The following is a 25882-nucleotide window of genomic DNA, read 5'->3' on the forward strand; positions in this document are numbered from 1 at the left end:
CGTCTCGCCCTGCCCGGTACATTCTCCCACCAGGTAAGGACGAACACACGGGCCGGTTAGTTCGCGCTGCGGACGTCGATTTCGCCGTTGCCGCTCCGGGCCTTCACCACGTGGCGGCTGCCCTCGCCGCGGGGCACGTCCACCGAGACGCGACCGTTGTCGGCGGAGGCGTCCACGGCGTACTTCGTGGCACCGCCCGGCAGGACGACGGCGATCCCCCCGTTGTCGCTCACGGTGTCCACCCGGTCCGGCACGGAGGTGAACTCCAGCCGGATCCTGCCGTTGTCGGACTGCGCCGACACGGACGGGGCCGAGACCCGCTCGGCGGTGATGCGCCCGTTGTCGCTCTTCAGCTCCAGCGGACCGCTGGAGTCCCGGACCGTCACCCTGCCGTTGTCGGCGGTCAGCGAGAGCGGGGTGTCGAAGCCGGACGCGGTGATCCTCCCGTCGTCCCCCTCGACGACCACCCGCACCCCGCGCGGCACCTTCACCCGGTGCTCCGAGACGCAGTCGCTGACCAGGGCGTCGCACTTCACCCCGAGGGTGAGCGTGTCGTCCTCCATGCCCCACCGCGGTTCCGGCCCGCTCCCGAACATCACCCATCCGTCGACGCGCCGGGTCACCTCGACCTTCTGCACATCGGCCGGTACGAGTTCCAGCGACGAGTGGCCGGCATGGATGGTCAGCGTCTTCCCGTTCAAGGCGAACGACTTGTGCTCGGCAGGCGCGTCGCTGACGTCCGTACCGCCACAGCCGGTGAGCACGAGGGCCATGAGCACGGCCCCACCGGACGCGATGAGAGTACGGGTACGGACTGTCACGATGATCTTCCCCCAAGGCGGGACGGATGTGTACGGCGTGCACTCCGCCGCGGTGGCTCCACCGTACGAAGCCGCCCGCCCGCACAGAATGCGGACGGCTACCGTATGAGGGGTGGGGATAACCCCCGCACAGCCTCCCCGCCCCTCACCCGCCCACCACCGACGGAAACCGTTTGTGACCGGGAGCCTCGGGCCATGTACGCTGTTGCCTCATCCACGGGTGCGTAGCTCAGGGGTAGAGCGCTGCTCTTACAAAGCAGATGTCGGCGGTTCGAAACCGTCCGCGCCCACCGGTACGAAGGCCCTCAGCCGATCCTGGCTGGGGGCCTTCGGCGTATGCGTGAGGGGCTTTGCGGGGGCCGGGGGCGGTTACCCGGGGTCCTTCCAGCAGAGGGGGCAGCAGCGGGGGAACCAGAGGGCCGAGGTGCCGTGGGCGTCCACCGGGCGGGGGCCGAGGTCGTGGGCGGTTCCGTTGAGCAGGGGGGCGCCGCAGAAGCAGCAGTGCGCGCCGCGCTGCTGCTGGCCCGTCAGCTCGTCGACTGGTGGCAGGTCCCTCACTGTCATGGTGTCCCCGGCTCGTCGCTCTTCAGGTGGAACCAGGATGCCGGGCGGGGAGGGGCCCAACGCTCACAGATCTGTGAGCGTCGGCGGGGTTACAGGCCGATCCAGGCGGCCATGTGGCCGAGGGTGTCCGGGGTGCGGCGGGAGGCGTGGACCAGGCCCTTGATGGTCTCCCGGGCGCCGGGGTGGTAGCGGGTCTGTTCGGGGGCCGTGTGCCGGGCGTCGACGATGCTGCCGAGCGCGGCCTCGGTGCGGCCGGTCTCCATCTCCGAGCGGGCCCTGTCGATGAGGAAATGGGCGCGGCGGGAGGTGGCCAGGGTGGGCGGGAGCGCGATGTTCCTGGCCTGGGCGAGGGCTTCGTCGTACTGCCGCATCTCGACCGCCGCCGACATCTTGTGGAGCGCGACGTTCGTGGGGCCGAAGGAGAGCCAGTGGATCTCGGAGGCGTCCCCGGTCCGGGAGGCGCACCGCTTCGCCTCGGCGATGTGGGTGTCGACCACGTTCTGCTGGTCGGCGCGGGCTGCGATGACGGAGGCCCCGAGATGGAGCTGTCCCGTGACGGCGACCGCCTCACGGGTCTGCTCCGCCGCGCCGACGATGCCGTGACCGGCGGCGACCAGGCGCTGCCCGATGGCGTACTCGCCCTCCCGGAAGTACGCCAGGGCCCGCATGTACTGGCGGATGGCGGCCAGACAGGGGTCGGAGGCCCGGTGGGCGGCCCAGCACATGCGGTCCAGGGCGACCGAGCCGAGGTCGTAGTACCCGAGCTTCACCGCGATGTCGTGCGCGGTGCGGTACGTCGAGGCGAGCGCCCGCCACAGCTCCGTCGACCGGGTGCGCCAGGCCGCGGTGGTGAGTTCCGCGATCACGGCCGGCAGCAGCCGGGCGGCGCTGCGCAGACGCGTGGCCCTGACCTGGGCGCACAGGTCCTCGGCGGCCGCGATCAGTTGCTTGGCCGGCCTGCCGGGGATGGCGTCGTCGGGCCCGAGGTCGTACAGGTCGAGCGCTTCGCGGATGGGACGCACCAGTTCGGTGAGGCGGTCCTGCTGGAGCTCGGTCACGTAGGGCTGCCCCGTCAGCGCGGTGACGTCGATGCGCAGGGCCTGGGCCACCGCCGCGACGAAGTCGAGGTTCGCCGGTTTGGCGCCGCACTCGACCTGGTTCAGGAGGCTGTACGAGTACGGAAGCCGTTCGGCCAGCTGCCGCTGCGTCAGCCGGGCGAGTTTCCGCTGTTCCTTGATGCGGGCACCTGTGTGGTCGTCCGGTCCGGGCATGCCGGCCTCCTTTCCTGAATCGTCATCCGGACCGTACTCATCCGCCTGTGCCCCCGTCCTCGTGTCACCTCGATTCCACCCGGTCCGGGGGTGGTCACGGGTGTGGTCGTATGACGGCATGACGACTCTGTACCTGTTCGGATCCGCCGCCCCGCCCGTTCTCGAGGTCGACGGAGCCATCGCGGAGGCCCGCGCCCGCGGGTGGGACGTGTGCCTCGGCTTAACCCCGGCTTCGGCCCGGTGGCTGGCCGAACGGCTGCCGGAGCTGGAGCGGTTGACGGGGCATCCGGTGCGCTGGGAGTACAAGCTGCCCGGGGAGCCGGACATATGGCCGAAGGCGGACGCGATCCTGTTCGCGCCGGCCACCTTCAACACCGTCAACGAGTGGTCCCTCGGCCTGACGGGCAAGTTCGTGGTGGGGGTGGCCGCGGAGGCGATCGGCAAGGAGATCCCGACCGTGGTGATGCCGTGCCTGAACGCGGCCTACGCGCGGCACCCCCGGTTCGACCTGTCGGTGGCGACGCTGCGGGGCGCCGGGGTGACGGTGCTCTACGGGCCGGGCGGATTCGAGCCGAACCAGCCGGGCGAGCGCCGGCCCGAGGGCTTTCCCTGGCACCTCGCCCTGGACGCGGTCGGCACCCCGGGCCGCGGCCGGTGACCGGGGCGGGCCCGTACGGGCGCCGCGCAGGGCCGGAACCGGCCGAGGGTCCGCAGGACCCGTGAGGCATTCGGGCCGGGTGCCGCGAGCGGGCCCGGGACGGCGGGACGCGAGGCGCGTACCGCGGCCCCGGGCCGGAACCCGGACGTGATCCGGTGCCGTCAGGCCCCGTTGGCGTCGGCCGCGGCGTTGTCGTCGACCACGGCCTGGTCGATCGCGGTCCGGACCGCGGTGACGATGGTCGCGGTGTCGGCGCCCTTGCCGAGCTGACCGGCGAGGGCGGTGATCGCGGCGGTCTGCGCGGCAAGGCGCTTGTCCATGGAACGGATGCGGGCCTGCATGTCCTTCAGGATGGACTGCGGCTGCCACGTGGGGTTCGTCGCGTGGTCCGCCGCGTCCGACGGACCGCCGATCGCGTCGGTCTTCCAGACGGCGTCGAAGATGTCGCGCTTGGTGATGCCTGCCATGGGGTCCTCCTCGTTCGGGTTCCAGCTCGCGGGGTGCTTGAGGCGTTCGGCCACGTCGGAACGCAGCCGGGGCATCGTGAAACCACGGGGGTCGACCTTGTCGTTCGACCACTCCAGGTGGCCGATCACGGACTTCGCCGACCAGCCGTGCGCCCGGCACAACGCGGCCTGCACCCGGACGATCGCGTCGTACTGTGCCTTGGGCCAGGGGTCCTTGCCGTCGCCGAGGTTCTCGCACTCCCAGCCGTAGAACCGGGCGTTGCCGTCGACCCCGTTGGCGTTGCCCTTCGTGGGCGGGGTCGGGCGCGTGCCGTAGGACTCGGCGACGACCTGGTCCAGCACCTTGGGGTCGCCGCCGCCGGCGTGGTTGGCGCGGCCCCAGCCGACCATGTGCACCCGGCCGTCCTTCGCGATCATCCCGTGGCACAGCGGCCCGGGCAGGGCCGCGTATCCGTCCCGGACCATGGCCACGGTCGCCGCCGTCCCCTTGGTGACCGTGTGGTGCACGATGCTGCCGTTGACCGGGCCCCAGGGGCCCTTCGAATTCCGGTTGTGCGTGCGCCAGTTGCCGACCTCCACCACGCGGACACCCTCGGCGCGCAGTGCGGACAGCACCCGCGCGGCAGTCATGGGCTGTGCCATGTGTTCCTCCCCTTCAGCCCGAGGTGTACGTAACGTTGCGAACCCCGTCGGCGGGGCACGTGCGCCGTGTTGTCGATCCGCTCCATCTTCTCCACCCGTGAGCACGGGGCCGCGCCGGTGGTGATCCGCCGCCGTGACCGCGTACTTCATGCCGTTCGTCGGTGTCCGCGCGAACGCGGGCTGCTCCGCGGTGACGACCGACCCGTACGGGTTCCATACCCCGGTGACGGCGGTCGGACTCGACTGGGGGGTCGAAAACGTGTACGGACTGTCAGCTGTACGAGCACCGGGCGGGGTTCGGCCGCCCCTCGGCCCGCTCCTCGGCCCGGATGTCCGTCCGGCGGTCGTCCGGTCGGGGCGCGCCGGTCCGCGTACGGCCGTTCGTCGGCTTCCGCATAGCCGGGCTGGCTGTTGCCGCAGCCCCAGCACTGCCACCAGCCGCCGGCGGTCTGGCTCATCTGGGCGCCGCATTTGCTGCATCGCATGGTGCCGTCCTCCTCTCCGATGGATGGGTGGTGCCCCGTCCCGGGCGTCGTCCCGTCGGGGCAGGAGCGGTCGGGGAGGGGGTCATCGGGGGGTGTCCGGGCGGTGCGGCTCGGGCCGGGCCCCGGCGCTGCCCCCGGTGGTGTCCCCGGGGCCGATGTCGGGTGTGGTCACGGCTGTTCGGCCCGGCAGCGGCGGTGGTACGCGCGGTCCGGGCGTGCGGCGGACGGGCCCGGGTCCGGATCCACGGACCGGAAGGACGGCCCCGGCCCCCTGCCGTAGGGCGCGTACGAGGTCCTGCCGGTCGACCTCGTACGCCTTGGTTGTCATCGTCACGGGTAACCCCCCGTTGCGGTCGTCGAGCAATACCGCTGACAGTAGGAACCCTGTGAGCACGCGGCCCACCGATGTACGGAAGTGATCCCACACCGCACTCGCGCGGGTGGACGCGGGGTTCGCACCCTTGACCCCCCGGTCCGATTACAGGACGGCGACGGGGTGTTGTACGTGTGGGAAAGCGCGGGTCCGATCGGGCCGGTCCGGAGCGGCCGTGCCGGTGCGCGCGGAAGCCGCGCCCCTCCCGCACGGGGCGGGAGGGGCGCGGAGCGATTCGGGGGGCTCGGCGGTTCGAGAGCTCGGGAGTTCGGGGGATTCGGCTCAGGCGTTGGGACGCTTGCCGTGGTTGGCGTTCTTCTTCTTGCGGGCGCGTCGCTTGTTTCCGCGCTTGGCCATGACGTGTCTCCCTTGTCCGGGATCTTCGCGTTCACGCCAGTTTAGGTTCGACCTGTGTCCGCCGCATCAGCGGTGATGGCGACGGCGGTGGTGATGGTGGTGGCAACGAGGGTGATGGGCGTGGCGATGGATCGGGTGCGGGCGACTCCTTCTGTCTTTACCCCGCTCTCTCCTGTTTCTCCCCCTGCTCGAAGGGCGGGCCGGCCCTGGCCGTACCGTATGTCCGTTCGAGCAGGTCCTGTCCCAGGGGGGATCATCCATGTCGTACGGCTATCCGCCGCCGCAGCCGGGGCAGCAGCCGCCCTCGCCGCCGTTCCCGTCCGCCCAGGATCCTTCGCAGGGGGCGCCGTACCAGCACTGGCCGCAGCCCGGCCCCGGGGCGTACGGCTACCCGCAGCCGCCGAAGAAGTCCCGTACCGGGCTGATCGTCACGCTGTCCGTGGTGGGCGGTACGGCCGTCCTGCTGGCGCTCGGGGCACTGATCGCGGTCCTGGGCAGCGACGACTCGCCGTCGGACGGCTCGAAGCGGCCGGTGGCCGGGGCCTCGGACGGCAGTGCGCCGGCGAAGGAGGGCACGCCCGCGCCGGACAGGACGTCCGACGCGTCCGACGCCCCCACGGAACTGCCCGCCCGGGAGGGCGCGGACGCCACGGGCGACGTGCGGATCACCAGGTGTGCGATCGACTCGTTGACCGAGTGGCCCGACGCGGACGTGGAGATCGTGAACCACTCCGAGGACCGGGCGTCCTACATCGTGTCCGTGGAGTTCGTGGACGGGGAGGGCACCCGCCGGGCCTCGGGGCTGGCGACCGCGACCGATCTGGCGGCCGGGCAGAAGTCGGTGGAGAAGGCCCAGGGGCTGGGGAAGGTTCCGGGCAAGATGACCTGCCGGGTCTCGAAGGTGACGCGGCTGCCGTCGTCGTAGGGCACGCTCCGGGAGGGCCGGAGGGAGTGGCGACCGCGCTCCGGGGCGGCGTTCGCGGGACGGCCGCGTCGCCGTCGGTGTCGGCGGGATGGCGTTCGTGGGGTGGTCGCGCGGCGGGGCGGGAGCGTGGTGCCGGGCGTTTCGGGCCTCACTCCCATGGGGGTGCCCGAGTGGTCGCGGGGGAGGGTGCCGCGCAGGGTCGGTTCTGTTCGCCGTCCCGTCACGGCCAAGGAGGTTCCCATGGCTCACTCGGCACCCATGTCCGACCGGTCCGGTTCCGCAACTCGGGGGGACGGCAACCCCTGGGCGGCCGGAGGCACCATGTTCGCGGGCGTCCTGCTCCTCGTGGACGGTGCCTTCGGGGTGATCAAGGGCATCGCCGGTATCGCCTCCGACGACGTCTACGCGCGCGTCGGGAATTACACGTTCGAATTCAGCGTGACCGCCTGGGGCTGGATCCACCTCGTGCTCGGCATCGTGCTCGGGTTCGTCGGCTGGGGCATCCTCAGGGGCGCCCTCTGGGCCCGCGCCACGGGTGTGGTGATCGCCGCCATCAGCCTGATCGTCAACTTCGTCTGGCTGCCGTACCAGCCGATCTGGGCGATCATCTCGATCGCCGTCGACACGTTCGTGATCTGGGCCCTGTGCACGGACCGCTCGAAGGCGATCGTCTGAGCGGAGGCGGGGCGACGGAACGGCGGGGCGTTGTCAGTGGCCCGGTTCACACTGGGGGCATGTGCCGAAGCATCAAGACCCTTCGCCCGCCCGTCCTCCCCGAGGAAGCCACCGAGGAGGAGATCCGCGCCGCCGCCCTGCAGTTCGTGCGCAAGGTGTCCGGCTTCCGCGCCCCGGCCGCGCACAACCAGGAGGTGTTCGACCGGGCCGTCGACGAGATCGCCGGGGCGACCGCCAGACTCCTGGACGGGTTGGAGGTGCGGGGCGGCGTCAGGGCGTCGTAGTGGTCGCCGCGGCGGCTTCCGCGGCCGGCCGGCGCATGAGGTACGCGGCCAGGGCGCCCGCCATGAACAGGGCGAACACGGATATGCCCGTGGCCACCCAGGTCGCGCCGAGCCACTGGCCGCCGAAGTAGCCGAGGCCCACGCTGTAACCGGCCCAGGCCACACCTGCCAGGGCGGACCAGGGCAGGAACTCCTTGACGTCGCGATGCGCGGCGCCCGCGCCCAGGGAGACCACCGAGCGCCCGGCCGGGGCGAAGCGGGCGATGATGACGAGGATGCCGCCGCGGGACAGGGCCGCGCCGAGGCGTTCCTGCGCGGACGTGAGACGGCGGGAGCGGGCGATGGCCCGGTCCAGGCGCGCCCCGCCGCGCCAGGCCAGCCGGTACGCGACGAGGTCGCCGAGCACCGAGGCGGTGGCCGCGCAGAGGATCAGGGCGAGGAGCGAGGGCACCTGGGGCACCTGCTCGCCCGCGCCCGCCGCGGAGGCGGCACCCGCGACCGTGGTCGAACCGGCGGCGGCGGCCGTGGCAGCGGTGATCACCAGTACGCCGCTGGGCAGTACGGGCAGAAAGACGTCCAGGAGCACCGAGAGGGCCACCACGACGTAGATCCATGGGCTGCCGGTCAGTGCACCCACACTCTCAAGCACCTACTACTCCCCGATTCGGAACAACGCCGCGACGTCGCGGGGGAGCGGCAGGAGCGGCAGGGTCGGCTGCAAAGCGTACGCCTGCCGTTTATCCGGTGATCGATAAAATACGGATGATGTTGGGAACCTCACGTACACCCGTAAATGGGAAGCCTCGGTTCCGGGCGCGCATCCGGATGTACGTGAGGAATGGGTCTTTCTTCGGGGTCCTCTCCAGGGCCTTCCGTGAAGCCTCCGGCGGCTTCTGGAGCGGGCCCGGGGCGGGTCCGGGGCGAGGGACCCGGTGATGGAGCCGGACGGGGGGCTGTCGCAGGGAAGGGGAGCGGTCTGCGACGGGCCGGTCGGCCGCGAGTGGAGCCGGTTCACGGTGAGCGGCGACGGGCTCGTCCGTCGGTCCCGGGGGCGGGCCCCGGTCTCCGCGGGCGGATCAGACCGTGACGGCCGCCGTCTTCTCGCGGGTCCCGGCGTCGCCGCTCTCCGCACCGCGCCGGCTGAACAGCTGGTCCAGGGCCAGGGCGCCGGGGCCGGTGAAGATCAGCAGGAAGAACGCCCAGCAGAAGACGGCGGCGGGCTCGCCCTCGTTCTGGATCGGGAGCAGCGCCTCGGGCTGGTGGACCTTGAAGTAGGCGTACGCCATGGAGCCGGAGGCGATCAGGGCCGCGACGCGGGTGCCGAGGCCGAGCATCACCAGGATGCCGCCGACGAGCTGGATGACCGCCGCGTACCAGCCGGGCCAGGCGCCGACGGACACCGAGTGGGTGCCGCCGAAGAGGCCGAAGAGCGATGAGGCGCCGTGGCAGGCGAAGAGCAGGCCGATGACTATTCGGAACAGGCAGAGGGCATAGGGCTGAGCCTGGTTCAGGCGTGTGTTCATGGGGGGCGTGCTCCTTCGGTCTGGTGGGGACGTGAACCGATTGAGTGGCACAGATTAGGGAAACCTCACCAATGCTTGCAACTTCAACATCCTGCAAGTGTCCGAAAAGCGTCATGTGCTCGTCGGCCAGCCCGTGAGGTGATACCGCCTCCATCTGCGGTCCTTGACAAGGCGCCTTGGCCTGAACCAATGGCGGCGTAACTTTCCGGCCACCCGTGAGGAACGCCATGGTCCGGTGGCCGGGACGCGGTGCGGGTGCGGCCGGGGTGCGATCGGGGTGCGGCGGACCGGACTTCGGGCGTCGGGGCGCCGGTGCGCCGGGAGGGGGCGAAGCGGAATCCTGTCCGGGGCGGGCCGGGGGCGGTTCGCGCGCGGGCGGGGGCAGGTCAGCCGCGCGGCGCGGGGCACGGGGCGCGGCCGGCCGTCGCGAAAGGGGGCCGCGGACTTCGTGGCGGGCGCGGGGGAGCACATCGCCCGACGGCGCACATACCGCCGCCGGGGTGCGCGGGGGCCGGGGCGCTCCGGTGCGCCGGTGTCGACGGGGGCGTCCGTCGCGGCCCGGTCCGGTCCGGGGCCGGCGGGGCCCGCGCGCGGTTCCGGCCCGCGGTCTTGGCGTCGGACGCCGACCGCGGCCGGGTGCCGGGGCGTCGACGCCCCGCGTGTCCACCGCGCGTCGCCGGACTCGGCCGAAAACACGCCCGTGCCGCCGGGCGTCGCGGGAGCGCCCCGTGTGCAGGCGCGTGCGGAGTTGTGCGGTTACGGGGTTCTGCGCGCACATGCGTACGGAGCCGCGCGGGGTGCGCGGCTCCGTACGCATGGGGCGGGGGGAGGAGGAGCGGCCCGGCCGGCGGTCTCCCGCCGGTGGTGTGCGCCCCGTCTCCGGCGCCCGGATCAGCAGTTGTTGAGGATGCCCTGCAGGGCGCTCTTCTCCGCCGAGTCGACCTTCAGGCCGTAGTAGTGCTTCACGTGCACCCAGGCCCGCGCGTACGTGCAGCGGTACGAGGTGCGCGAGGGCAGCCAGTCGGCCGGGTCCTTGTCGCCCTTGGACTGGTTGACGTTGTCCGTGACCGCGATGAGCTGCGGGCGCGTCAGGTCGTTGGCGAACGCCTGCCGCTGGGCGGTGGTCCAGCTGCTGGCGCCCGAGCGCCATGCCTCGGCGAGCGGGACCATGTGGTCGATGTCCAGGTCGGACGCGGCGGTCCAGGTGGCACCGTCGTACTCCGAGTACCAACTGCCGCTGACGGCGGCGCAGGTGGAGCTCTGCTCCACGTTCGTGCCGTCGCGCTCCAGCACGACCTCACGGGTGTTGCAGGCGCCCGACTGGGTGATCCAGTGAGGGAACTTGTCGCGGCTGTAGCCGGTGGACGAGCCCTCGGGCGAGACGGTCAGGTCGCTGAGGTACGAGCGGGCGGTCGAGGCGGAGACCGGAGTGGGCATGGCCGCCTGGGCGGTGGGGGCGGTGAGCAGGGCGGAGGTTGCGGCGAACGCGGCGGATGCGGCGACGACGGCGAGGCGACGCGCGTAGACACCTGACATGCGAACTCCCTTGATGTGGGGGGAACTTGGACGGGTGACCCGTGGGGCCCGGCCATCGTGACGGCACCAGGTTTCCGTGGGGTGGGCACCAGGTAACAGAGTGGCGACATGGGCACGTCACATCAAGGGTTCTGGCCAACATGGCTGGAGCATGGGGGCGTACGTCCACATCTGCGCGGGCGCACGCGCCGTCCCGAAGGCTGACGCGACGCCAGGCGGACGGCTGTGGCGACCGGTTCGCGACGGTGGCCCGCTGCGGGCCGGCCGTAGGGTTGGGGGGTGCTGCTACCGGTCGACGTCACGCTCGGGGTGGTCCTCGCCCTGCTGCTCGCGGCGGCCGCCGCGATCGCGGCCCTGGCCTCGCTCGGCCGGTCGCGCGAGATCCTGCTGGCCGGGCTGCGGGCGGCGGTCCAACTTGCCGCGGTCTCCTTGCTGATCGGCTGGGTGGTCCACGCGCTGCCGCCGCTGCTCGCGTTCGTGGCACTGATGTACGCCGTGGCGGTACGGACCGCGGGGCGCCGGATCACCCCCAACCGCACCTGGTGGTGGGCGGCCCTGCCGATCGCGGTGGGGGTCGTGCCCGTGGTCGCCCTGCTGCTGCTCACCGGACTGCTCCCGGTCCGGGGCATCGCCCTGATCCCGGTCACCGGCATCCTGATCGGCGGCGCGCTGACCGCGACCGTGCTCGGCGGGAGGCGGGCGCTGGACGAGCTGACGAGCCGGCGCGGCGAGGTGGAGGCGGGCATGGCGCTCGGGCTGCTCGACCGCGACGCGCGGCTGGAGATCGCCCGGCCCGCGGCGTCGGACGCCCTGCTGCCGGGGCTCGATCAGACCCGGACGGTGGGGCTCGTCACCCTGCCGGGCGCCTTCGTGGGCATGCTGCTCGGCGGCGCCTCACCGGTGCAGGCGGGGGCCGTGCAGCTGTTCGTGCTGGTGGCGTTGATGGCCGTGCAGGCGGCGGCCGTCGCGACGGTGCTCGAACTGGTGGCGCGGGGGTGGCTGCACCGGGAGGAGTGAGCCCACCGGGCGGCCCGGCGGATGGAAGCCGGTGCGGCCCACGGGCCCGGGTGATTATCGCGCGTCGATGTGCAGGCGGATCGAGCCGTCGGCCGCCGCCTCCACCCGTACCCGCGTCAGGTCCTCGACGTGGGCGTCGGGGGAGAGGGCCGCGGCGCGCGGGCCGACGCCGACGACGCGCATGCCCGCCGCGCGACCGGCCGCGATGCCCGCCTCCGAGTCCTCGAAGACGACGCAGTCCGCCGGGGCGAAGCCCAGTTCGGCCGCTCCCTTGAGGAAGCCCTCGGGGTCCGGCTTGCTGGCGCCGACGTTCTCGGCGGTGACCCGGACGGCCGGGATGCGCAGGCCGGACGCGTTCATCCGGGTCCGGGCCAGGGCCGCGTCGGCCGAGGTGACCAGGGCGTGCGGGAGCGCGGCGATCGCGTCCATGAAGGCGGGCGCCCCGCCGACCGGGACGACGCCGTCGGTGTCGGCGGTCTCCTCGGCGAGCATGGCGCGGTTGTCCGCGTAGTTCTGCTCCATCGGGCGGTCCGGGAGGAGCACCGCCATCGTGGCGTAGCCCTGCCGCCCGTGGACCACCTTCAGCGCCGCCTCCGGGTCCAGCCCCTCGCGCAGCGCCCAGCGCCGCCAGCAGCGCTCCACCACGGCGTCGGAGTTCACCAGGGTGCCGTCCATGTCGAGCAGGAGGGCGCGGGCGGTGAGGACGGTGGCCGGCATGGGCGGGCTCCAGAACGCAGGATACGGAGACGCGAGAACGCGGAAACGGGTGCGAAAACGCGGAAAGGCCAGGAAGGGGACAAGCAGCCCCGCCCGCCGGTCAGGGAGTGGCGGGCGGAGGCTACTTTGTTCCATCACGATACAAAAACCTGCCGGGGAAAGCCAATCCCCTCCCGGACCGGGACGTCAGGAGTTCCCCCGGCCCGTCGTCTCCGCCTCCAGGGCGCGGCGCGTGTGGGGGCCGTACACCCCCGGCGGGTCGCCCTTGACCGACCTGTACGACTGGTAGGCGTTCACGGCGTACTCGACCCGGCTCGTGTAGGTGCCGTCGGCCGGATCGGCGTAGAGCCGGATCTCGGCCAGGCGGCGTTGCAACTCGGTCACCTCGGGTCCCTGGTCGCCGTAGCGCAGCGTGGGCCGGGCCAGCGAGGGGGGCGGAGAGCCCGTCGCCGTGGGGTCCGCGGGCTTCGAGGGCGTGGCGGACGGGGCGGTGGACGGCCGGGAGGCGGTGGCGGACGCGGAAGGGGACGGCGAGGCGCTCGCCGAGGCCGGGGCGGACGGCGCCGCGGGGGCCGATGAGGAGGAGGGCGGGGCCGGGGCAGAGGCGGAGGCCGATGCCGACTCCTCCGGCGGGAGGGGCACGTCGGGAAGGCTCGCCACCGTGCTCGGCAGGGCCTGGTCGTGGTCGGTGTCCCCGCTGCCGCCGCCGAGGAGACCGCTCGCGAAGGTCGCCGTGCCCACCACGGCGATCGCGACCGCGCCCATCGCGGCCGCCACGAAGGGCCTGCGCCGCCGGCCGGCCTCCTCGGGACGCGGACCGGTCGCGATCGGAGTGGTGGGGGCGGACGGGGAAAGCGCGGAAGAGGGCGCGAAGGGGGAGTCGAGGGCCGTGGTGCCGGACATCCCGGAAGCGCCGACGGCGCCCGCCACCGGGCCTGTACCCGTCGCCATGCCCGCCATCGGGCTCGTGCCCGCCCCCGTACCCGCCGCCGGGTCCGTACCCGCCCCCGGGTCGAGTCGGAGCGGCATCGTCGCGTCCGCCTCCTCGGCGAGCCCGTGCGGTTCGCGCGGGCCCCGGGGCTCCTCGCGGGCGGCCGTCGACAGGTCGTTGCCCAGCGTCACGTACGGCCGGATGCGCAGCGGGTCGAAGTCCTCCGCCGCCGCCCGCTCCGCCTCGTCGGCCGCCGACCGCTCGGCCCGCTGCCGCTCGGCGGCCCGGTACTGCGCCTCGTACTGCTCGGGCGTCGTCTCGGGAGGCGTCCCCGGGGGCGCTCCGGGCTTCGTGCCGGGTGCCGTCCCGTGCTGCTCGGGCGTCCGCTGTCCGCAGGTGCAGCCACCCCCCGGGGCGGCCCCCCGGCCGGCCCCGGGCCTTTTGTCCGTTCCGTCGTCCGTACCGCACTCCGGGCATATGTGTCCGGTCATGGTGGTGGGCCCCTCCCCCTCGGATGCCTTGCGATTATGCAATCCGCAGCCGGGATGCCCAATGCCGTACCGAAATGCGACACCTGGCACCAGGTCGAAACGCGACACCGTCCGGAGAGCGGTCGTCACCTCTTCGGCAGGCCATAACGGGGTGGAACGTCCAGGATGGGGATGTAGCGGACCCGAGGAGATGTTCCATGGCCCAGCATTCGAGCCCCCCGATCCCGGCCCCCGCCCCGACACCCGGCGAGGGCCGCTCCCCGCGGTCGGTCCTCGTGGCCATCGGTGCGCTGCTCCTCGGCATGCTGCTGGCCGCACTCGACCAGACCATCGTCTCCACCGCGCTGCCGACCATCGTCAGTGATCTCGGCGGGCTGGAGCACCTCTCCTGGGTGGTCACCGCCTACCTGCTGGCCTCGACCGCCGCGACCCCGCTCTGGGGCAAGCTCGGCGACCAGTACGGGCGCAAGAAGCTCTTCCAGACCGCGATCGTCATCTTCCTCATCGGCTCGGCGCTCTGCGGCGTCGCCCAGGACATGTCGCAGCTCATCGCCTTCCGGGCCCTCCAGGGCCTCGGCGGCGGCGGTCTCATGGTGCTCTCGATGGCGATCGTCGGCGACATCGTCGCCCCGCGCGAGCGGGGCAAGTACCAGGGGCTGTTCGGCGCGGTCTTCGGTACCACGAGCGTCCTCGGACCGCTCCTCGGCGGGTTCTTCACCGAGCACCTCAGCTGGCGGTGGGTCTTCTACATCAACCTGCCGATCGGTGTCGTGGCGCTCCTCGTGATCGCCGCCGTGCTGCACATCCCGGTGCACCGCACGAAGCACACCATCGACTACCTCGGCACCTTCCTCATCGCCTCCGTCGCCACCTGTCTCGTCCTCGTCGCCTCGCTGGGCGGCTCCACCTGGGCCTGGGGCTCGGCGCAGATCATCGGCCTCACCGTCCTGAGCGTGCTGCTGCTGGTCGCCTTCGTGGCCGTAGAACGCCGCGCCGCCGAACCGGTCATCCCGCTGAAGCTCTTCCGGATCAGGACCTTCTCGCTCGTCGCCGTCATCAGCTTCGTCGTCGGGTTCGCGATGTTCGGCGCGATGACCTATCTGCCGACCTTCCTCCAGGTGGTGCACGGGATCACGCCGACGATGTCCGGCGTGCACATGCTCCCGATGGTGTTCGGCCTGCTCCTCACCTCGACCGCGTCCGGGCAGGTCGTCAGCCGCACCGGCCGCTGGAAGGTCTTCCCGATCGCGGGCACCGGCATCACCACGATCGGACTGCTGCTCCTGCACCGCCTCACGGAGACCAGCGGCACCTGGCAGATGAGCGTCTACTTCTTCGTCTTCGGCGCCGGGCTCGGCCTGGTGATGCAGGTCCTGGTGCTGGTCGTGCAGAACGCCGTCACGTACCAGGACCTCGGCGTCGCCACCTCCGGGGCCACCTTCTTCCGTTCCATCGGTGCCTCGTTCGGCGTCGCCGTCTTCGGCACGATCTTCACCAACCGGCTCACCGACGAACTGGCCACGGTGCTCGCCGGCCGGCCGCTGCCGCCCGGGGCCAGTGCGGAGGGTCTGGCCGCCGACCCGCGCGCCATCGGACAACTGCCGCCCGCGCTGCGACCGGAGGTGCTCCACGCGTACTCGACCTCGATCACGGACGTGTTCCTGTACGCGGCCCCCGTCGTGCTGATCGCCTTCGTCTTCGCCTGGTTCCTCAAGGAGGACAAGCTGCGCGGCTCGGTGACCGCCCCCGACTCCACCGAGACCCTGGCGTCGAACCCGGTCGAGCGGTCCTCCTACGACGAATGCGCCCGCGCCCTGTCGGTGCTCGCCACCCGCGCGGGCCGCCGCGAGATCTACGTGAAGATCACCGAGCGGGCGGGCTACGACCTGCTGCCCGCGGCGAGCTGGATGCTGCTGCGCGTCAAACGGCACGGCACGGTCGAACCCGCCGTGCTCGCCGACACCACCCCCGTGCCGCTACGGGCGATCAGCGAGGCCGCCCGTCAGCTGGAGGAACGCGGACTGGTCCGGCGCGAGGGCGTGCAACTGGTGCTCACCGAGACCGGCGAGGAAGTGGTGGTGAGGCTCGCGGAGGCCCGGGAGGCGTCGATGGCCGAGCTGCTGGGCGACTGGTGGGGGCCGGAACGCCCGACCGACCTGGTCAGACTCGTGGCGGAACTGACCGCCGAGACGAGCGGGTCGAGCAGGGAACGGCCGCACGGCCCCGAACCGAAACGGGACCACGCGGCCTGAACGGGACCATGCGACCCGGGAACGGAAGGGGACCGGACCGTACGCCGGATCGCGCGCCAAACCGTATGCCGGGTCGTGCGGCCGGGGCTTTCGCGGCCCCGGCCGGGGCTCCTACAGCTCCGGCAGGTCCTTCGCGAACCAGTGCTCCGCGTACTGCCGCCGGTGGAACGCCGGGACCTCCCGGTAGCCGTGCTTGGCGTAGAGCCCCCGGGCCTCGACCAGGTCGCTGCGGGTGTCGAGCCTGAGCGTGCGTACGCCGAAAGTGCGCGCCACGTCCTCGACCGCCGCCATGAGCAGCGCGCCGCCGCCCGTGCCGCGGTACTCGGGGCGCACGAACACCCGGCTCAGCTCCGCGACGCCGGTGTCCACCACCAGCAGACCGGCGCAGGCGGCGGGCCTGCCCCCGAACCGGCCGACGACGAACTCGCCGGTGGGCGGTACGAGCAGTTCGGCACCGTCGTCGGTGAGCCCCTCGTCGATCTCCTCGGTGGTCGCGGGCCGTCCCCAGTAGCGGCTGGCGACCTCGTCGTAGTAGTCGCGCCGCAGCAGTGCGGAGTCCGGCGAGTCGAACGCCTCGGGGGCCGAGGTCCAGGTCGCGTCAGTCATGCCGGTCATTCTGGGCGGGCGCGTTCAAGCAGGCGAACGAATTCCCGATCCGCTTCCCGGTCCGTTTTCCGGGCCGTCGGCCCGCCCGGCCTCATACCGGGGGCGGCGGAACCGTCACCGGCCGCCGCCTCCGGGACCGCCGTACCCGCAGCACGGTCGCGACGACCGCCGCCAGTACGACCCCGAGCAGCGTCAGCACCCAGACGGGGATGCCGGCCGCGGTCAGCAGCCGGTCCGTGTACACCACGGTCCGGTACGGGGTGTCGGCCTCGGCCGCGCGCAGCTCGTGGTCGCCGTCGATCCGCTCCGGGTGCGGGAACGACTGCTCGATCGCGGTGAGGAACACCGGCTTCCCGCCGGTCATCGCGGCCAGCGCGTCCGCGCCGCGGTATTCCGACGCCGGGTCGATCCGGCCCGCGTACGTGACCTCCGGCGCGTCGCCGCCGATCGGGCCGCGCGGCTCCATCCGGTGCGCGGCGAGGACGTACAGGCCCAGTTCCTGCGGCGTCGAGGCGAGCTTCGACAAGCGCATCGGGTAGACCAGCCGGTCGCTGGCGAAGCGCAGCCGCAGCGGTTCGAGGCTGCCGACGAGCGGCTTCCCCTTCTCGCGGGGGGCGAGCCGGACCGCGACGTACTCCCACTTCTGCTCGACGTAGGGCTCCAGAGCCGTCGCCAGCCGGTCGGGGAGCTCGAACCCGTTGTCCTCCAGCCAGTTCCGGAGCGCCTCGGGGTCGGTGGCCGCCAGCCGTGCCACGTCGAACGGGCCGAGCCGCTCCCGGCCGACCACCGAGACCGGCGGGGCCGCGGCGGAGGGTGCCCCGGCCCCGTCACCGGTCGTGGGGGCGAGGGGCCAGTCGTCGGAGCGGGGCCAGAAGTAGTGCCTGACCTCGCGCCTCGGAGCGGTGAGGGAGGAGAGCTCGGAGAAGAGGTCCGCGTCGCCGAGCTCCACGCTCGCCCGGTGCGGCACCGGCATGATCCAGGCGGCCTCGGGGGCGTCGCCCCGGACCGTGAGCCGCATGACGATCTGCTCGGTACGGCCGTCCCAGGCCACCACCGACGTCTCCCGGTCGACCGAGACCCGGCTCTCGTCCCTCGGGAGCATCGCCCCGCAGCCGCACGCGTACGCCGGAGCGATCAGCGAGCCGAGCTGGAGCGACACCAGCATCAACAGCAACGACAGTGCCCGCACCGCCCATGCGCGCCGCCCGTCCCGCGGACACGGCTTCCCTCCTGAGCCCCGCATGCGTCGCCTTCCTCCCCCGTACGTCGACGAACACGGGTGAGGACGTGCGAGCAGTGATTCCGGTTCCGGTTCCGGTTCCGACCCGGCATCGTCATCGGTCATATGTCCGGTCACATGGAAGCAATTTCGAATAAAAGCGGGATGACGGGCAGATGAAGGAAGGGCGGATTGGGTCTATCTCGTGCGGTAATGCGAAAGTTTCACGGTGTGCCCGGGCTGAGCGGCGGGCACGGGACCGGCGGGAGGATCGGCGCAGCGTGGCGAATGCGGAGCAGGGTGTGCGCACAGGCGCGGCGACGGGGAGGGGCACGGGGGCGGGGACGGCGGCCGGGGCGGTTCGCGCCCTGCTCTGGCTGGTCGTGGCGGCACTGGCCTTACGGCAGATGGCGGTGGTGCTGAGACGGCAGCCGGGCCGACGGCTCACCGGCCTGGAGACCTGGATCGGGGAGAACGGCGTCCTGCGCGTGCCGGGCTCGCTCTACGACAGCGACCGGTTCACCGGCACCCCGTTCGCCGGACTGGCGCTGAAGCCGCTGGCCAGCACCGCGGAACAGAGCCTGGGCGTCGTCTGGACCTTCGGTTCGCTGCTGCTCGTCGCCGCGCTGGGCGTGGTCGCGGCCCGTGCCCTGCCGGGGCCGGTCGCCCGCCGCACCGCCCTGCCGGCCGCCCCCGTCGCGATCAGCCTGCTGATGCTCTCCCTGCCGGTCCGCAACGCGCTGCACCTGGGGCAGACCAGCATCCTGCCGGTCCTGCTGGTGCTGCTGGGCTTCTTCGTGGTCCGCGGGGAACGCGCCCCGGGTGTGCTGATCGGCCTGGCGGCGGCGCTCCAGCCGACCGTGCTGCTCTTCGCCGCCCTGCTGTGGTTCACCGGGCGCCGCCGGGCGGCGACGGCCGGCGGCGTCACGTTCGCCGTCTGCACGGCGCTGGCCTGGGCCGTGCTGCCGGGCGACTCGTGGACGTACTGGGTGCACCACGTCGCGGGGGCCGGGCTCGGCGACGACGCGGCCGACCTGGCCAACCAGTCCATGCACGGTGCGCTGCTGCGGTCCGGGCTCACGGGCCCCCTCGAAATCGCGCTGCTCGTGGTGCTGGCGGCCGTGGTCTGCCGGGTCGGGCTGCGTCGCGCCGTGCGGTACGCGCGGGACGGGCAGCTGCTGCTCGCCGTCGCCGTGACCGGCTGCGTCGCGGTCGCCGTTTCGCCGACCGCCTGGCAGCACCAGCTGCTGTGGGTGCTGCTCGCCGTGGTCGGACGGGCCGGCGGGCGGGCCGCCGACCGGCCGGTCTGGCCCGTGGTCGTGGTCCTCGTCATCACCCTGCCGGGGAAGATGCTGCTGCCGAACATGGCGGCCCTCTTCCCCCTGCGCGACAACCTGCTGCTGCTCACCGCGATCGCCGCGGCCTGCGCGGTGCCGTTCCTCCCGCGCACCTCGGAGCACTGGCAGCACCCGGTCCCCACCCGGTACGCGGACCCCGCCCCCGCCCGGTGGCGCCGGATCCCGCTGCTGCCGTTCTGGCAGCGGGTGCTCAGCCGGCCCAACCTGCTGCTGGAACTGCTCCTGATCAGGGTCGTGTACTCCGCGTACTCGCACGTCCGGCTCGCGGCGAGGTCCGGTCGCGGCACCGCCGAGCAGCACGGCCGTCAGATCCACGCCGTCGAGCAGTGGCTGCACATCGACGTCGAGCACGGGATCAATCACGCGGTCGCGGGGATCGGCGGGCTGAGGGCGTTCTTCGACCACTACTACACGACGTTCCACTTCATCGTGCCGCTGACCATCCTCGGCGTGCTCTACGTGCGACGCCCCGCGGACTACCGCTGGGCCCGCAGCACGATCGGCTTCGCCACGGTCCTCGCCCTGTTCGGCTTCTGGCTCTATCCGCTCGCCCCGCCGCGCCTGATGCCGGGGCTCGGCTTCATCGACACGGTGAACGGCGTCCAGGACTTCGCGAAGCCGGACTACGGAACGCTGACCTCGATGACCAACCAGTACGCGGCGATGCCCTCGCTGCACTTCGGCTGGTCGCTCTGGTGCGGCGTGATCGTCGTCGTACTGGCCCCGAAGGCGTGGATGAAGGCATTGGGGCTGCTGCACCCGCTGTTCACGGCCGCCACGATCGTCGCCACGGCCAACCACTGGGTCCTGGACGCGGTGGGCGGCGCGGTCGTGGTCTCGCTCGGCTTCGGGCTCACCCACGTCCTGTCGGGGCCGCGGGCACCGGCGGCGGCCGGGCGGGACGGGCGGAAGGGCGCACCGGGCACGACGGGGCGGACGGCACCGGCACCGAGAACGGCGGCGGACGCGACGGCCGAGGCGGCGGCAGGCGGACGGAACCGGGCGGCGCAGAGGGGCTGACCCGGCCGGCCGGGCGCCGCTGAGGGGCCGTCGGGAGCGGCGCGCGGCCGTCCGGGACCCATGAAGGGCCGAAGGGGTGCCGGGACGAACACGTCGTCCTGACACCCCTTCGGCATGGATCGCCGCCTGACCAGGATCTGCCCATTCGTTCCGTTTCGCCACTCGAACGGCTCAGGAGGGGGCCGCACCGAGGGCCCAGGTGGCGAGGGACAGCGTGGCCATGGAGACCACCGTCGAGGCCACCACGGCGTTTCGGGCCGGGCGGGTGTCCAGGCCGTACTGCTGGGAGTAGATGAAGGCGTTCTGGGCGGCCGGCAGCGCGGAGCAGAGCACGACGGCCAGCAGTTGGTGTTCCGGCAGGTGCAGCAGCGGGCCGCCGACGGCGAAGGCGATCAGGGGCTGGGCCAGTGTCTTGAGCGCCACCGCCAGGGCGACTTCGGCACGCTCGGCGCGCTTCGTGCGCGTCGGGCGGTCCGCCCGCGCCGGGTGTTCCGGGCCCTTCGCGAGTACGGAGGGCCGTGCGGGGCCCGTCGAACCGCCCTCGTCCGGGCGGGCGTTCAGGGAGAGGCCCAGGGTGATCAGGGCCGTCGGCACGGCGGCGGCGCCGAGCAGGTCGCAGGAGTGGGCGAGGGCGTGCGGCAGCCGCAGCCCGAGCGCGGAGACGGCCACGCCGAGCAGCGAGGCCATGATGATGGGGTTGCGGACCGGCATCGTCAGCATCCGTCGCAGTACGACGGGCCTCGCGCCGGCCCCGGTACCGGACTCGGCCGTTCCCGTACCCGTACCTGTTCCTGCCCCCGTACCCGTTCCCGTCCCCGAGTCCAGCAGGGTCAGGATCACGGGCGAGACCAACAGCACCTGGAACAGGATGATCTGGGCGACGAACGAGGCGTCGCCGAGTACCTGGACCGCCACCGGGATGCCGAGGTTGGCGGAGTTGACGTAGCCCGACGTCATGCTGCTGATCGCCCGGTCCGCGGTGCCCCGGCCGAAGAGCCGGCCGGCCGTCAGGAAGCCGAGGCCGCAGACCAGTGCAGTGCCCGCCGCGAAGGCCACCATCGAGGGGTTGGCGAAGGAGTCGAGCCGCGCCCCGGAGACCATGGTGAACAGGGCCGCGGGCATGGCCACGTGGAAGACGAACCGGCCGAGCACGGCCTCCGCCTGCCGGCCCAGCAGGCCGCTGCGGCCGGTCGCGTAACCGATGGCGGTCAGCGTCCAGATCGGGGCGAAGGCGGAGAGCAGGGCGTGCATGCCCGCCATGATCCTCGCGCTGCCGTGCGCCTCCCGTGCGGGGGTTCGGCCGGGGTGCGGGCGGTGCCGCGACGGGCGGCGGGGGCCGGGCGTGGAAGGAGCGCTCCCCGCCGCCCGAAGTCACCCGGAGCGTTCAGCCCCGTCCCCGGTACCGACGCCGACCTGGAGTTGTTTGATCCCGTTGAGCCACGCCGAGCGCAGCCGCCGCGGGTCGTCGAGCAGCCGCAGGTCCGGCAGCGCGTCGGCGATCGCGTTGAAGATCAGGTCGATCTCCAGCACGGCCAGGGACTTGCCGAGGCAGAAGTGCGGCCCGCCGCCGCCGAAGCCGAGGTGGGGGTTGGGGTCGCGGAGGATGTCGAAGGTCTCCGGGTTCTCGAAGACCTCGGGGTCGTTGTTGGCCGAGGAGTAGAAGAGTCCGACCCGCTGCCCCTTTTTGATCAACTGTCCGCCCAGTTCGACGTCCTGGGTGGCGGTCCGCTGGAAGGAGACCACGGGAGTGGCCCAGCGGACGATCTCCTCGGCGGTCGTGGCCGGCCGCTCGCGCTTGTAGAGCTCCCACTGGTCGGGGTGGGTGAGGAAGGCGTGCATGCCGTGGCTGATGGCGTTGCGGGTGGTCTCGTTGCCGGCCACGGCGAGCAGGATCACGAAGAAGCCGAACTCGTCGGAGGAGAGGTTTCCCTTGCCCTCCGCGGCGACCAGCTGGGAGACGATGTCGTCGGCCGGGCACGCCTTGCGGGCGGCCGCCAGGTTCATCGAGTACGAGACGATCTCCATGGCCGCCTCGGTGCCGACCTCCTCGGTGATCGCGTACTCGGGATCGTCGTACGCGGCCATCTTGTTGGACCAGTCGAAGATCTTGGACCGGTCCTCCTGCGGTACGCCGATGAGTTCGGCGATGGCCTGGAGCGGCAGTTCGACGGCGACGCGGGTGACGAAGTCGAACGAGCCGTCGGTGTCGGCGGCGGCGCGTGCGCCCGTCACGATCGAACGGGCGCGGTCGCGCAGGGCCTGCTCCAGACTGCGCACCGCTCGCGGCGTGAAGCCCCGCTGGATGATCTGGCGGACCCGGGTGTGCTCGGGCGGGTCCATGTTCAGCATGATCAGCTTCTGGACCTCGATCTGGTCGCGGCTGATCGACTCGTTGAAGCGGATGACCGCGGTGTTGGTGTTCGAGGAGAACAGCTCGGGGTGGGTGGAGACGTATTTGACGTCGGCGTGCCGGGTGACGACCCAGTAGCCCTCGTCGTCGAAACCGGAGACACCGGCCGGCTGGGTGCACCACCAGACCGGCGCGGTCTGCCGCATCTGTGCGAACTCGGGGTGCGGGATGCGGGATTGGAGCAGGTCGGGGTCGGTGAAGTCGAACCCTTCGGGCAGATGGGGGCAGGACATCGGCAACTCCAGGTCGGTCCGAGAGCCGCCCGAACACTGTCTGACGACCCATCAGAAGTTGCCCGAAAGGTAGTAACGAGTTCTACAACTGGCAAGAGGTGGTGGCCGATTCATTGCGTGAAGACCGGGTGCGGCGGGCGGGGAGCGGGCGGCGGCCGCGTGCAAGACCCTTGCACACCCGGGGTGACCTTCGTGAGACTGCCCGTAGAACTAGAACGCGTACTAGTTCCACTCCGCGGGCGCCGGGACGCCTCTGCGGACGTGTGAGGAGAGGACGAGCTCATGGCCGCGGAACCCGTCATCGTCGAAGCCGTACGCACCCCCATCGGCAAGCGCCAGGGGGCGCTCGCCAATCTGCATCCCGGCTATCTGCTGGGCGAGACCTACCGAGAACTCCTCGGTCGCACCGGCATCCAGGCCGACTGCGTCGAGCAGATCGTCGGCGGCACCGTCACCCACGCCGGCGAACAGTCCATGAACCCGGCCCGCAACGCCTGGCTCGCCGTGGGACTTCCGTACGAGACCGCCGCCACCACCGTGGACTGCCAGTGCGGTTCCTCGCAGCAGGCCTCGCACATGGTCGCCAACATGGTCGCGGCCGGTGTCATCGACGTCGGCATCAGCTGCGGCGTCGAGGCCATGTCGCGGGTGCCGCTGGGCAGTGGTTCCAAGCACGGGCCGGGCAAGCCCTGGCCCGACGAGTGGAACGTGGACCTGCCCAACCAGTTCGAGGCCGCCGAGCGCATCGCCCGCAGGCGCGGGCTGACCCGGCAGGACGTCGACGAGTTCGGCCTGCTCTCGCAGGAGCGGGCCGCCGTCGCCTGGGCCGAGGAGCGCTTCAAGCGGGAGACGTACGCGGTCCAGGTGCCGACCACCGAGGAGGAACAGGCGGCCGGGCAGGGCATGTGGCGCCTGGTCGACCGGGACGAGGGGCTGCGCGACACCACGATGGAGGGGCTCGGCCGGCTCAAACCGGTCATGCCCACCGCGATCCACACCGCGGGCAACTCCTCGCAGATATCCGACGGCGCCTGCGCGATCATGTGGGCGTCCAAGCGGATGGCGCGCGCGCTCAAGCTCAAACCGCGCGCCCGCATCGTCGCCCAGGCGCTGGTCGGCGCGGACCCGCACTTCCACCTCGACGGGCCGATCGACGCGACCCGCGCGGTGCTGGGCAGGGCCGGGATGTCGCTCAAGGACATCGACATCGTCGAGATCAACGAGGCATTCGCCTCGGTGGCGCTGAGCTGGGCCCGGGTCTTCGAGCGGGACCTCGACGGGCTCGCGAAGGTCAACGTCAACGGCGGGGCCATCGCGCTCGGCCACCCGGTGGGAGCCACCGGGGCCCGGCTGATCACCACGGCGCTGCACGAACTGGAGCGCAGCGACAAGGAGTTCGCACTGATCACGATGTGCGCCGGCGGCGCGCTCGCGACGGGAACGATCATCCAGCGGCTGTGAGCCCGGCGGCCGGCCGGGGACCCCGCCGCCCCCGCGCCCGCCCGGCGGCCGTGAACCGGACGACCGCCCGACGGCCGTGCATCCGCGACCGTGCGGCGGTGCACCTGGCAACATCCCCGGCCCGGGGTGTACTTGGCAACACCCCGGGCCGGGGCCCACGCCGATGTCCGCGACGGACGCGGCCCCATAGCGTCGTGGCCATGGACAACGACACCAGCCCCACGAACCGTCGGACCCGGCAGGGGCGGCGCCGCGTCGCACGACGGGTGACGGCGGCCGCCGCCGCGATGATCCTCGCCGCGCTCGGCACCGCCCCGGCCCTCGCCCAGCAGTCCTCCGGCGCACCGGGCCCGACGCGCCCGCACGCCGCGGCGCACGGCAGGGGAGCCCTCCTGGGCGTGACCCCCGTGGCCGCCCTCGACCGGGCCGCCGTCGCCGGTTTCCTCGCCTCGGCCGGCATGGACACCGGCACCGTCCGCCACGGTCTGCGGGCCTACCGCCTCACCTACCGCACCGTCACCCCGCAGGGCGCGCCCACCACCGCCACCGGGCTCCTGGTCCTCCCCGAGGGCGGCCCCCGCAGGCTGGACCTGGTCTCCGACACCCACGGCACGATGGCCCACCGCGACTACGCGCCCTCCGTCGGCGAGGGCTTCGGCCGCTTCGCCCCCTACCTCCACGCCTCGGCGGGCCGGGCCGTCGCCGCCCCCGACTACCTGGGCCTCGGCAAGGGGCCGGGCCGTCACCCGTACATGGACACGAAGTCCGCCGTGACCGCCTCGGTCGACATGCTGCGGGCCTCCCGCACCGCCGCGCGGCAGCTGCACCGCCCGCTCACCGGCGACGTGTACGCCAGCGGCTTCTCCCAGGGCGGCCAGGTGGCGATGGCCCTGGGCCGGGCCCTCGACGAGGGCGCGGACCGGCACTTCAGGCTCCGGGCCCTCGCCCCGGTCTCGGGCCCCTACGACATCGAGCACGCGGAGACGCCCGCCCTCTTCGACGGCCGGGTCAACGACATCAGCGCCGTCTTCTACATGACGTACTACCTCACCTCGCAGAGCCGGCTGCACCCGCTCTACAAGGACACCTCCGAGGCGTTCCGGAAGCCGTACGCGGACATCGTCGACCGGCTCTTCGACACCAACCACACCGAGGAGGAGATCATCCCGGCGCTGCCCGCGACGCTCAAGGAGCTGCTCACCGACGACTACTACCGCCAGGTGCAGCACCCCACCGGCGGGCTGCTGGCCGCGGCGCGCGCCCAGGACGGCAACTGCGACTGGAAGCCGGACGTCCCGGTACGGCTCCACACCTCGTCCGGCGACACCGACGTGCCGATCGCCAACGCCCGCAACTGCGCCGCCGATCTGGCCTCGCACGGCGTCCGGGCCCGGGTCGTGGACCAGGGCGGGGTCGACCACAACGGCACGTACATGAAGGCCGGCCCGCAGATCGTCCGCTGGTTCGACCAACTCGCCGGGCGCCGCTGACGGAGGGGGCGGGGCCGCCGGGGCGGGGCGGCACCGACGACGAGGGGTGGCCCCGGCCGGATCTCCCGGCAGGGGCCACCCCTCGTCGTCGATGGG

The 25882-nt window shown here is 72.4% G+C and carries 23 protein-coding genes and 1 tRNA gene; 10 read left to right on the plus strand and 14 right to left on the minus strand.

Annotation, left to right across the window (positions count from 1 at the left end):
• Positions 1 to 56: 56 nt before the first annotated feature.
• A complete protein-coding gene (locus ACFYW1_RS09530; protein WP_388989574.1) occupies positions 57 to 821 on the minus strand; it encodes a DUF4097 family beta strand repeat-containing protein in 765 nt (254 codons plus the stop codon).
• Between the two features lie 218 nt (positions 822 to 1039).
• Here ACFYW1_RS09530 and ACFYW1_RS09535 point away from each other — a divergent pair.
• Positions 1040 to 1111: transfer RNA gene (locus ACFYW1_RS09535), tRNA-Val, on the plus strand.
• Between the two features lie 79 nt (positions 1112 to 1190).
• On the opposite strand, the gene ACFYW1_RS09540 is transcribed toward ACFYW1_RS09535, so the two are convergent.
• On the minus strand, positions 1191 to 1385 hold the full coding sequence (locus tag ACFYW1_RS09540) for a hypothetical protein (RefSeq protein ID WP_388989576.1): 195 nt from the start codon (positions 1383 to 1385) through the stop codon (positions 1191 to 1193).
• Positions 1386 to 1474: 89 nt separating this feature from the next.
• On the minus strand, positions 1475 to 2656 hold the full coding sequence (locus tag ACFYW1_RS09545) for a helix-turn-helix domain-containing protein (protein WP_388989579.1): 1182 nt from the start codon (positions 2654 to 2656) through the stop codon (positions 1475 to 1477).
• A gap of 118 nt (positions 2657 to 2774) precedes the next feature.
• On the opposite strand from ACFYW1_RS09545, the gene ACFYW1_RS09550 reads away from it, so the two are divergent.
• The gene (locus tag ACFYW1_RS09550; RefSeq protein WP_388989581.1) at positions 2775 to 3314 is read left to right on the plus strand and encodes a flavoprotein; all 540 of its coding nucleotides are present in this window, start codon (positions 2775 to 2777) and stop codon (positions 3312 to 3314) included.
• A 161-nt stretch (positions 3315 to 3475) separates the two neighbouring features.
• On the opposite strand, the gene ACFYW1_RS09555 is transcribed toward ACFYW1_RS09550, so the two are convergent.
• Complete coding sequence (locus ACFYW1_RS09555) at positions 3476 to 4423, minus strand: N-acetylmuramoyl-L-alanine amidase (protein WP_388989583.1); 948 nt, start codon at positions 4421 to 4423, stop codon at positions 3476 to 3478.
• A 1140-nt stretch (positions 4424 to 5563) separates the two neighbouring features.
• Positions 5564 to 5638, minus strand: coding sequence for a 50S ribosomal protein bL37 (locus tag ACFYW1_RS09560; RefSeq protein ID WP_015034725.1), 75 nt, complete (start codon positions 5636 to 5638; stop codon positions 5564 to 5566).
• A gap of 259 nt (positions 5639 to 5897) precedes the next feature.
• Between ACFYW1_RS09560 and ACFYW1_RS09565 the strand changes: the two genes are divergently transcribed.
• The 3 genes from ACFYW1_RS09565 to ACFYW1_RS09575 all read left to right on the plus strand — a co-directional run bounded on the left by ACFYW1_RS09565 (position 5898) and on the right by ACFYW1_RS09575 (position 7522).
• Positions 5898 to 6563 carry a hypothetical protein gene (locus tag ACFYW1_RS09565; RefSeq protein ID WP_388989585.1) on the plus strand — a complete coding sequence of 222 codons (666 nt, stop codon included), beginning with the start codon at positions 5898 to 5900 and terminating at the stop codon, positions 6561 to 6563.
• A 240-nt stretch (positions 6564 to 6803) separates the two neighbouring features.
• On the plus strand, positions 6804 to 7238 hold the full coding sequence (locus ACFYW1_RS09570) for a hypothetical protein (protein WP_388989587.1): 435 nt from the start codon (positions 6804 to 6806) through the stop codon (positions 7236 to 7238).
• A 59-nt stretch (positions 7239 to 7297) separates the two neighbouring features.
• Entirely contained in the window at positions 7298 to 7522 is a 225-nt protein-coding gene (locus ACFYW1_RS09575) for a DUF2277 domain-containing protein (RefSeq protein WP_148834866.1), read from the plus strand.
• On the opposite strand, the gene ACFYW1_RS09580 is transcribed toward ACFYW1_RS09575, so the two are convergent.
• From ACFYW1_RS09580 to ACFYW1_RS09590, 3 genes are all read right to left on the minus strand, one after another.
• Complete coding sequence (locus ACFYW1_RS09580) at positions 7509 to 8171, minus strand: DedA family protein (protein WP_388989591.1); 663 nt, start codon at positions 8169 to 8171, stop codon at positions 7509 to 7511. The genes ACFYW1_RS09575 and ACFYW1_RS09580 overlap by 14 nt on opposite strands.
• A gap of 427 nt (positions 8172 to 8598) precedes the next feature.
• Positions 8599 to 9045: a DoxX family protein gene (locus tag ACFYW1_RS09585; RefSeq protein ID WP_388989594.1), complete on the minus strand. Its 447-nt coding sequence runs from the start codon at positions 9043 to 9045 to the stop codon at positions 8599 to 8601.
• An 891-nt stretch (positions 9046 to 9936) separates the two neighbouring features.
• Positions 9937 to 10581 carry an HNH endonuclease family protein gene (locus ACFYW1_RS09590; RefSeq protein ID WP_388989597.1) on the minus strand — a complete coding sequence of 215 codons (645 nt, stop codon included), beginning with the start codon at positions 10579 to 10581 and terminating at the stop codon, positions 9937 to 9939.
• Positions 10582 to 10860: 279 nt separating this feature from the next.
• Between ACFYW1_RS09590 and ACFYW1_RS09595 the strand changes: the two genes are divergently transcribed.
• Positions 10861 to 11598, plus strand: a complete 738-nt coding sequence (locus tag ACFYW1_RS09595) for an ABC transporter permease (RefSeq protein WP_388989600.1) — start codon at positions 10861 to 10863, stop codon at positions 11596 to 11598.
• Positions 11599 to 11652: 54 nt separating this feature from the next.
• On the opposite strand, the gene ACFYW1_RS09600 is transcribed toward ACFYW1_RS09595, so the two are convergent.
• Positions 11653 to 12315: an HAD-IA family hydrolase gene (locus ACFYW1_RS09600; RefSeq protein ID WP_388989602.1), complete on the minus strand. Its 663-nt coding sequence runs from the start codon at positions 12313 to 12315 to the stop codon at positions 11653 to 11655.
• 186 nt (positions 12316 to 12501) lie between these two features.
• Complete coding sequence (locus tag ACFYW1_RS09605; protein ID WP_388989604.1) at positions 12502 to 13737, minus strand: peptidoglycan-binding protein; 1236 nt, start codon at positions 13735 to 13737, stop codon at positions 12502 to 12504.
• A 197-nt stretch (positions 13738 to 13934) separates the two neighbouring features.
• Here ACFYW1_RS09605 and ACFYW1_RS09610 point away from each other — a divergent pair, with 197 nt between their 5' ends.
• On the plus strand, positions 13935 to 15989 hold the full coding sequence (locus ACFYW1_RS09610; protein WP_388989606.1) for an MFS transporter: 2055 nt from the start codon (positions 13935 to 13937) through the stop codon (positions 15987 to 15989).
• A gap of 111 nt (positions 15990 to 16100) precedes the next feature.
• On the opposite strand, the gene ACFYW1_RS09615 is transcribed toward ACFYW1_RS09610, so the two are convergent.
• Both ACFYW1_RS09615 and ACFYW1_RS09620 read right to left on the minus strand, forming a co-directional pair.
• Complete coding sequence (locus tag ACFYW1_RS09615) at positions 16101 to 16595, minus strand: GNAT family N-acetyltransferase (protein WP_388989608.1); 495 nt, start codon at positions 16593 to 16595, stop codon at positions 16101 to 16103.
• A 91-nt stretch (positions 16596 to 16686) separates the two neighbouring features.
• Positions 16687 to 17760: a DUF2330 domain-containing protein gene (locus tag ACFYW1_RS09620; protein ID WP_388990162.1), complete on the minus strand. Its 1074-nt coding sequence runs from the start codon at positions 17758 to 17760 to the stop codon at positions 16687 to 16689.
• 422 nt (positions 17761 to 18182) lie between these two features.
• Between ACFYW1_RS09620 and ACFYW1_RS09625 the strand changes: the two genes are divergently transcribed.
• Positions 18183 to 20192: a bifunctional glycosyltransferase 87/phosphatase PAP2 family protein gene (locus ACFYW1_RS09625; RefSeq protein ID WP_388990164.1), complete on the plus strand. Its 2010-nt coding sequence runs from the start codon at positions 18183 to 18185 to the stop codon at positions 20190 to 20192.
• A gap of 171 nt (positions 20193 to 20363) precedes the next feature.
• Here ACFYW1_RS09625 and ACFYW1_RS09630 read toward each other — a convergent pair whose 3' ends face one another.
• Both ACFYW1_RS09630 and ACFYW1_RS09635 read right to left on the minus strand, forming a co-directional pair.
• The gene (locus ACFYW1_RS09630; RefSeq protein ID WP_388989610.1) at positions 20364 to 21443 is read right to left on the minus strand and encodes an AEC family transporter; all 1080 of its coding nucleotides are present in this window, start codon (positions 21441 to 21443) and stop codon (positions 20364 to 20366) included.
• Positions 21444 to 21563: 120 nt separating this feature from the next.
• Complete coding sequence (locus ACFYW1_RS09635; protein ID WP_388989612.1) at positions 21564 to 22835, minus strand: cytochrome P450; 1272 nt, start codon at positions 22833 to 22835, stop codon at positions 21564 to 21566.
• A 282-nt stretch (positions 22836 to 23117) separates the two neighbouring features.
• On the opposite strand from ACFYW1_RS09635, the gene ACFYW1_RS09640 reads away from it, so the two are divergent.
• Positions 23118 to 24296: a steroid 3-ketoacyl-CoA thiolase gene (locus tag ACFYW1_RS09640; protein ID WP_388989614.1), complete on the plus strand. Its 1179-nt coding sequence runs from the start codon at positions 23118 to 23120 to the stop codon at positions 24294 to 24296.
• 200 nt (positions 24297 to 24496) lie between these two features.
• Entirely contained in the window at positions 24497 to 25786 is a 1290-nt protein-coding gene (locus ACFYW1_RS09645; protein ID WP_388989616.1) for an alpha/beta hydrolase family protein, read from the plus strand.
• Positions 25787 to 25882 lie beyond the last annotated feature (96 nt).

This window comes from Streptomyces sp. NPDC002669, from assembly GCF_042889165.1.
Classification (GTDB): domain Bacteria; phylum Actinomycetota; class Actinomycetes; order Streptomycetales; family Streptomycetaceae; genus Streptomyces.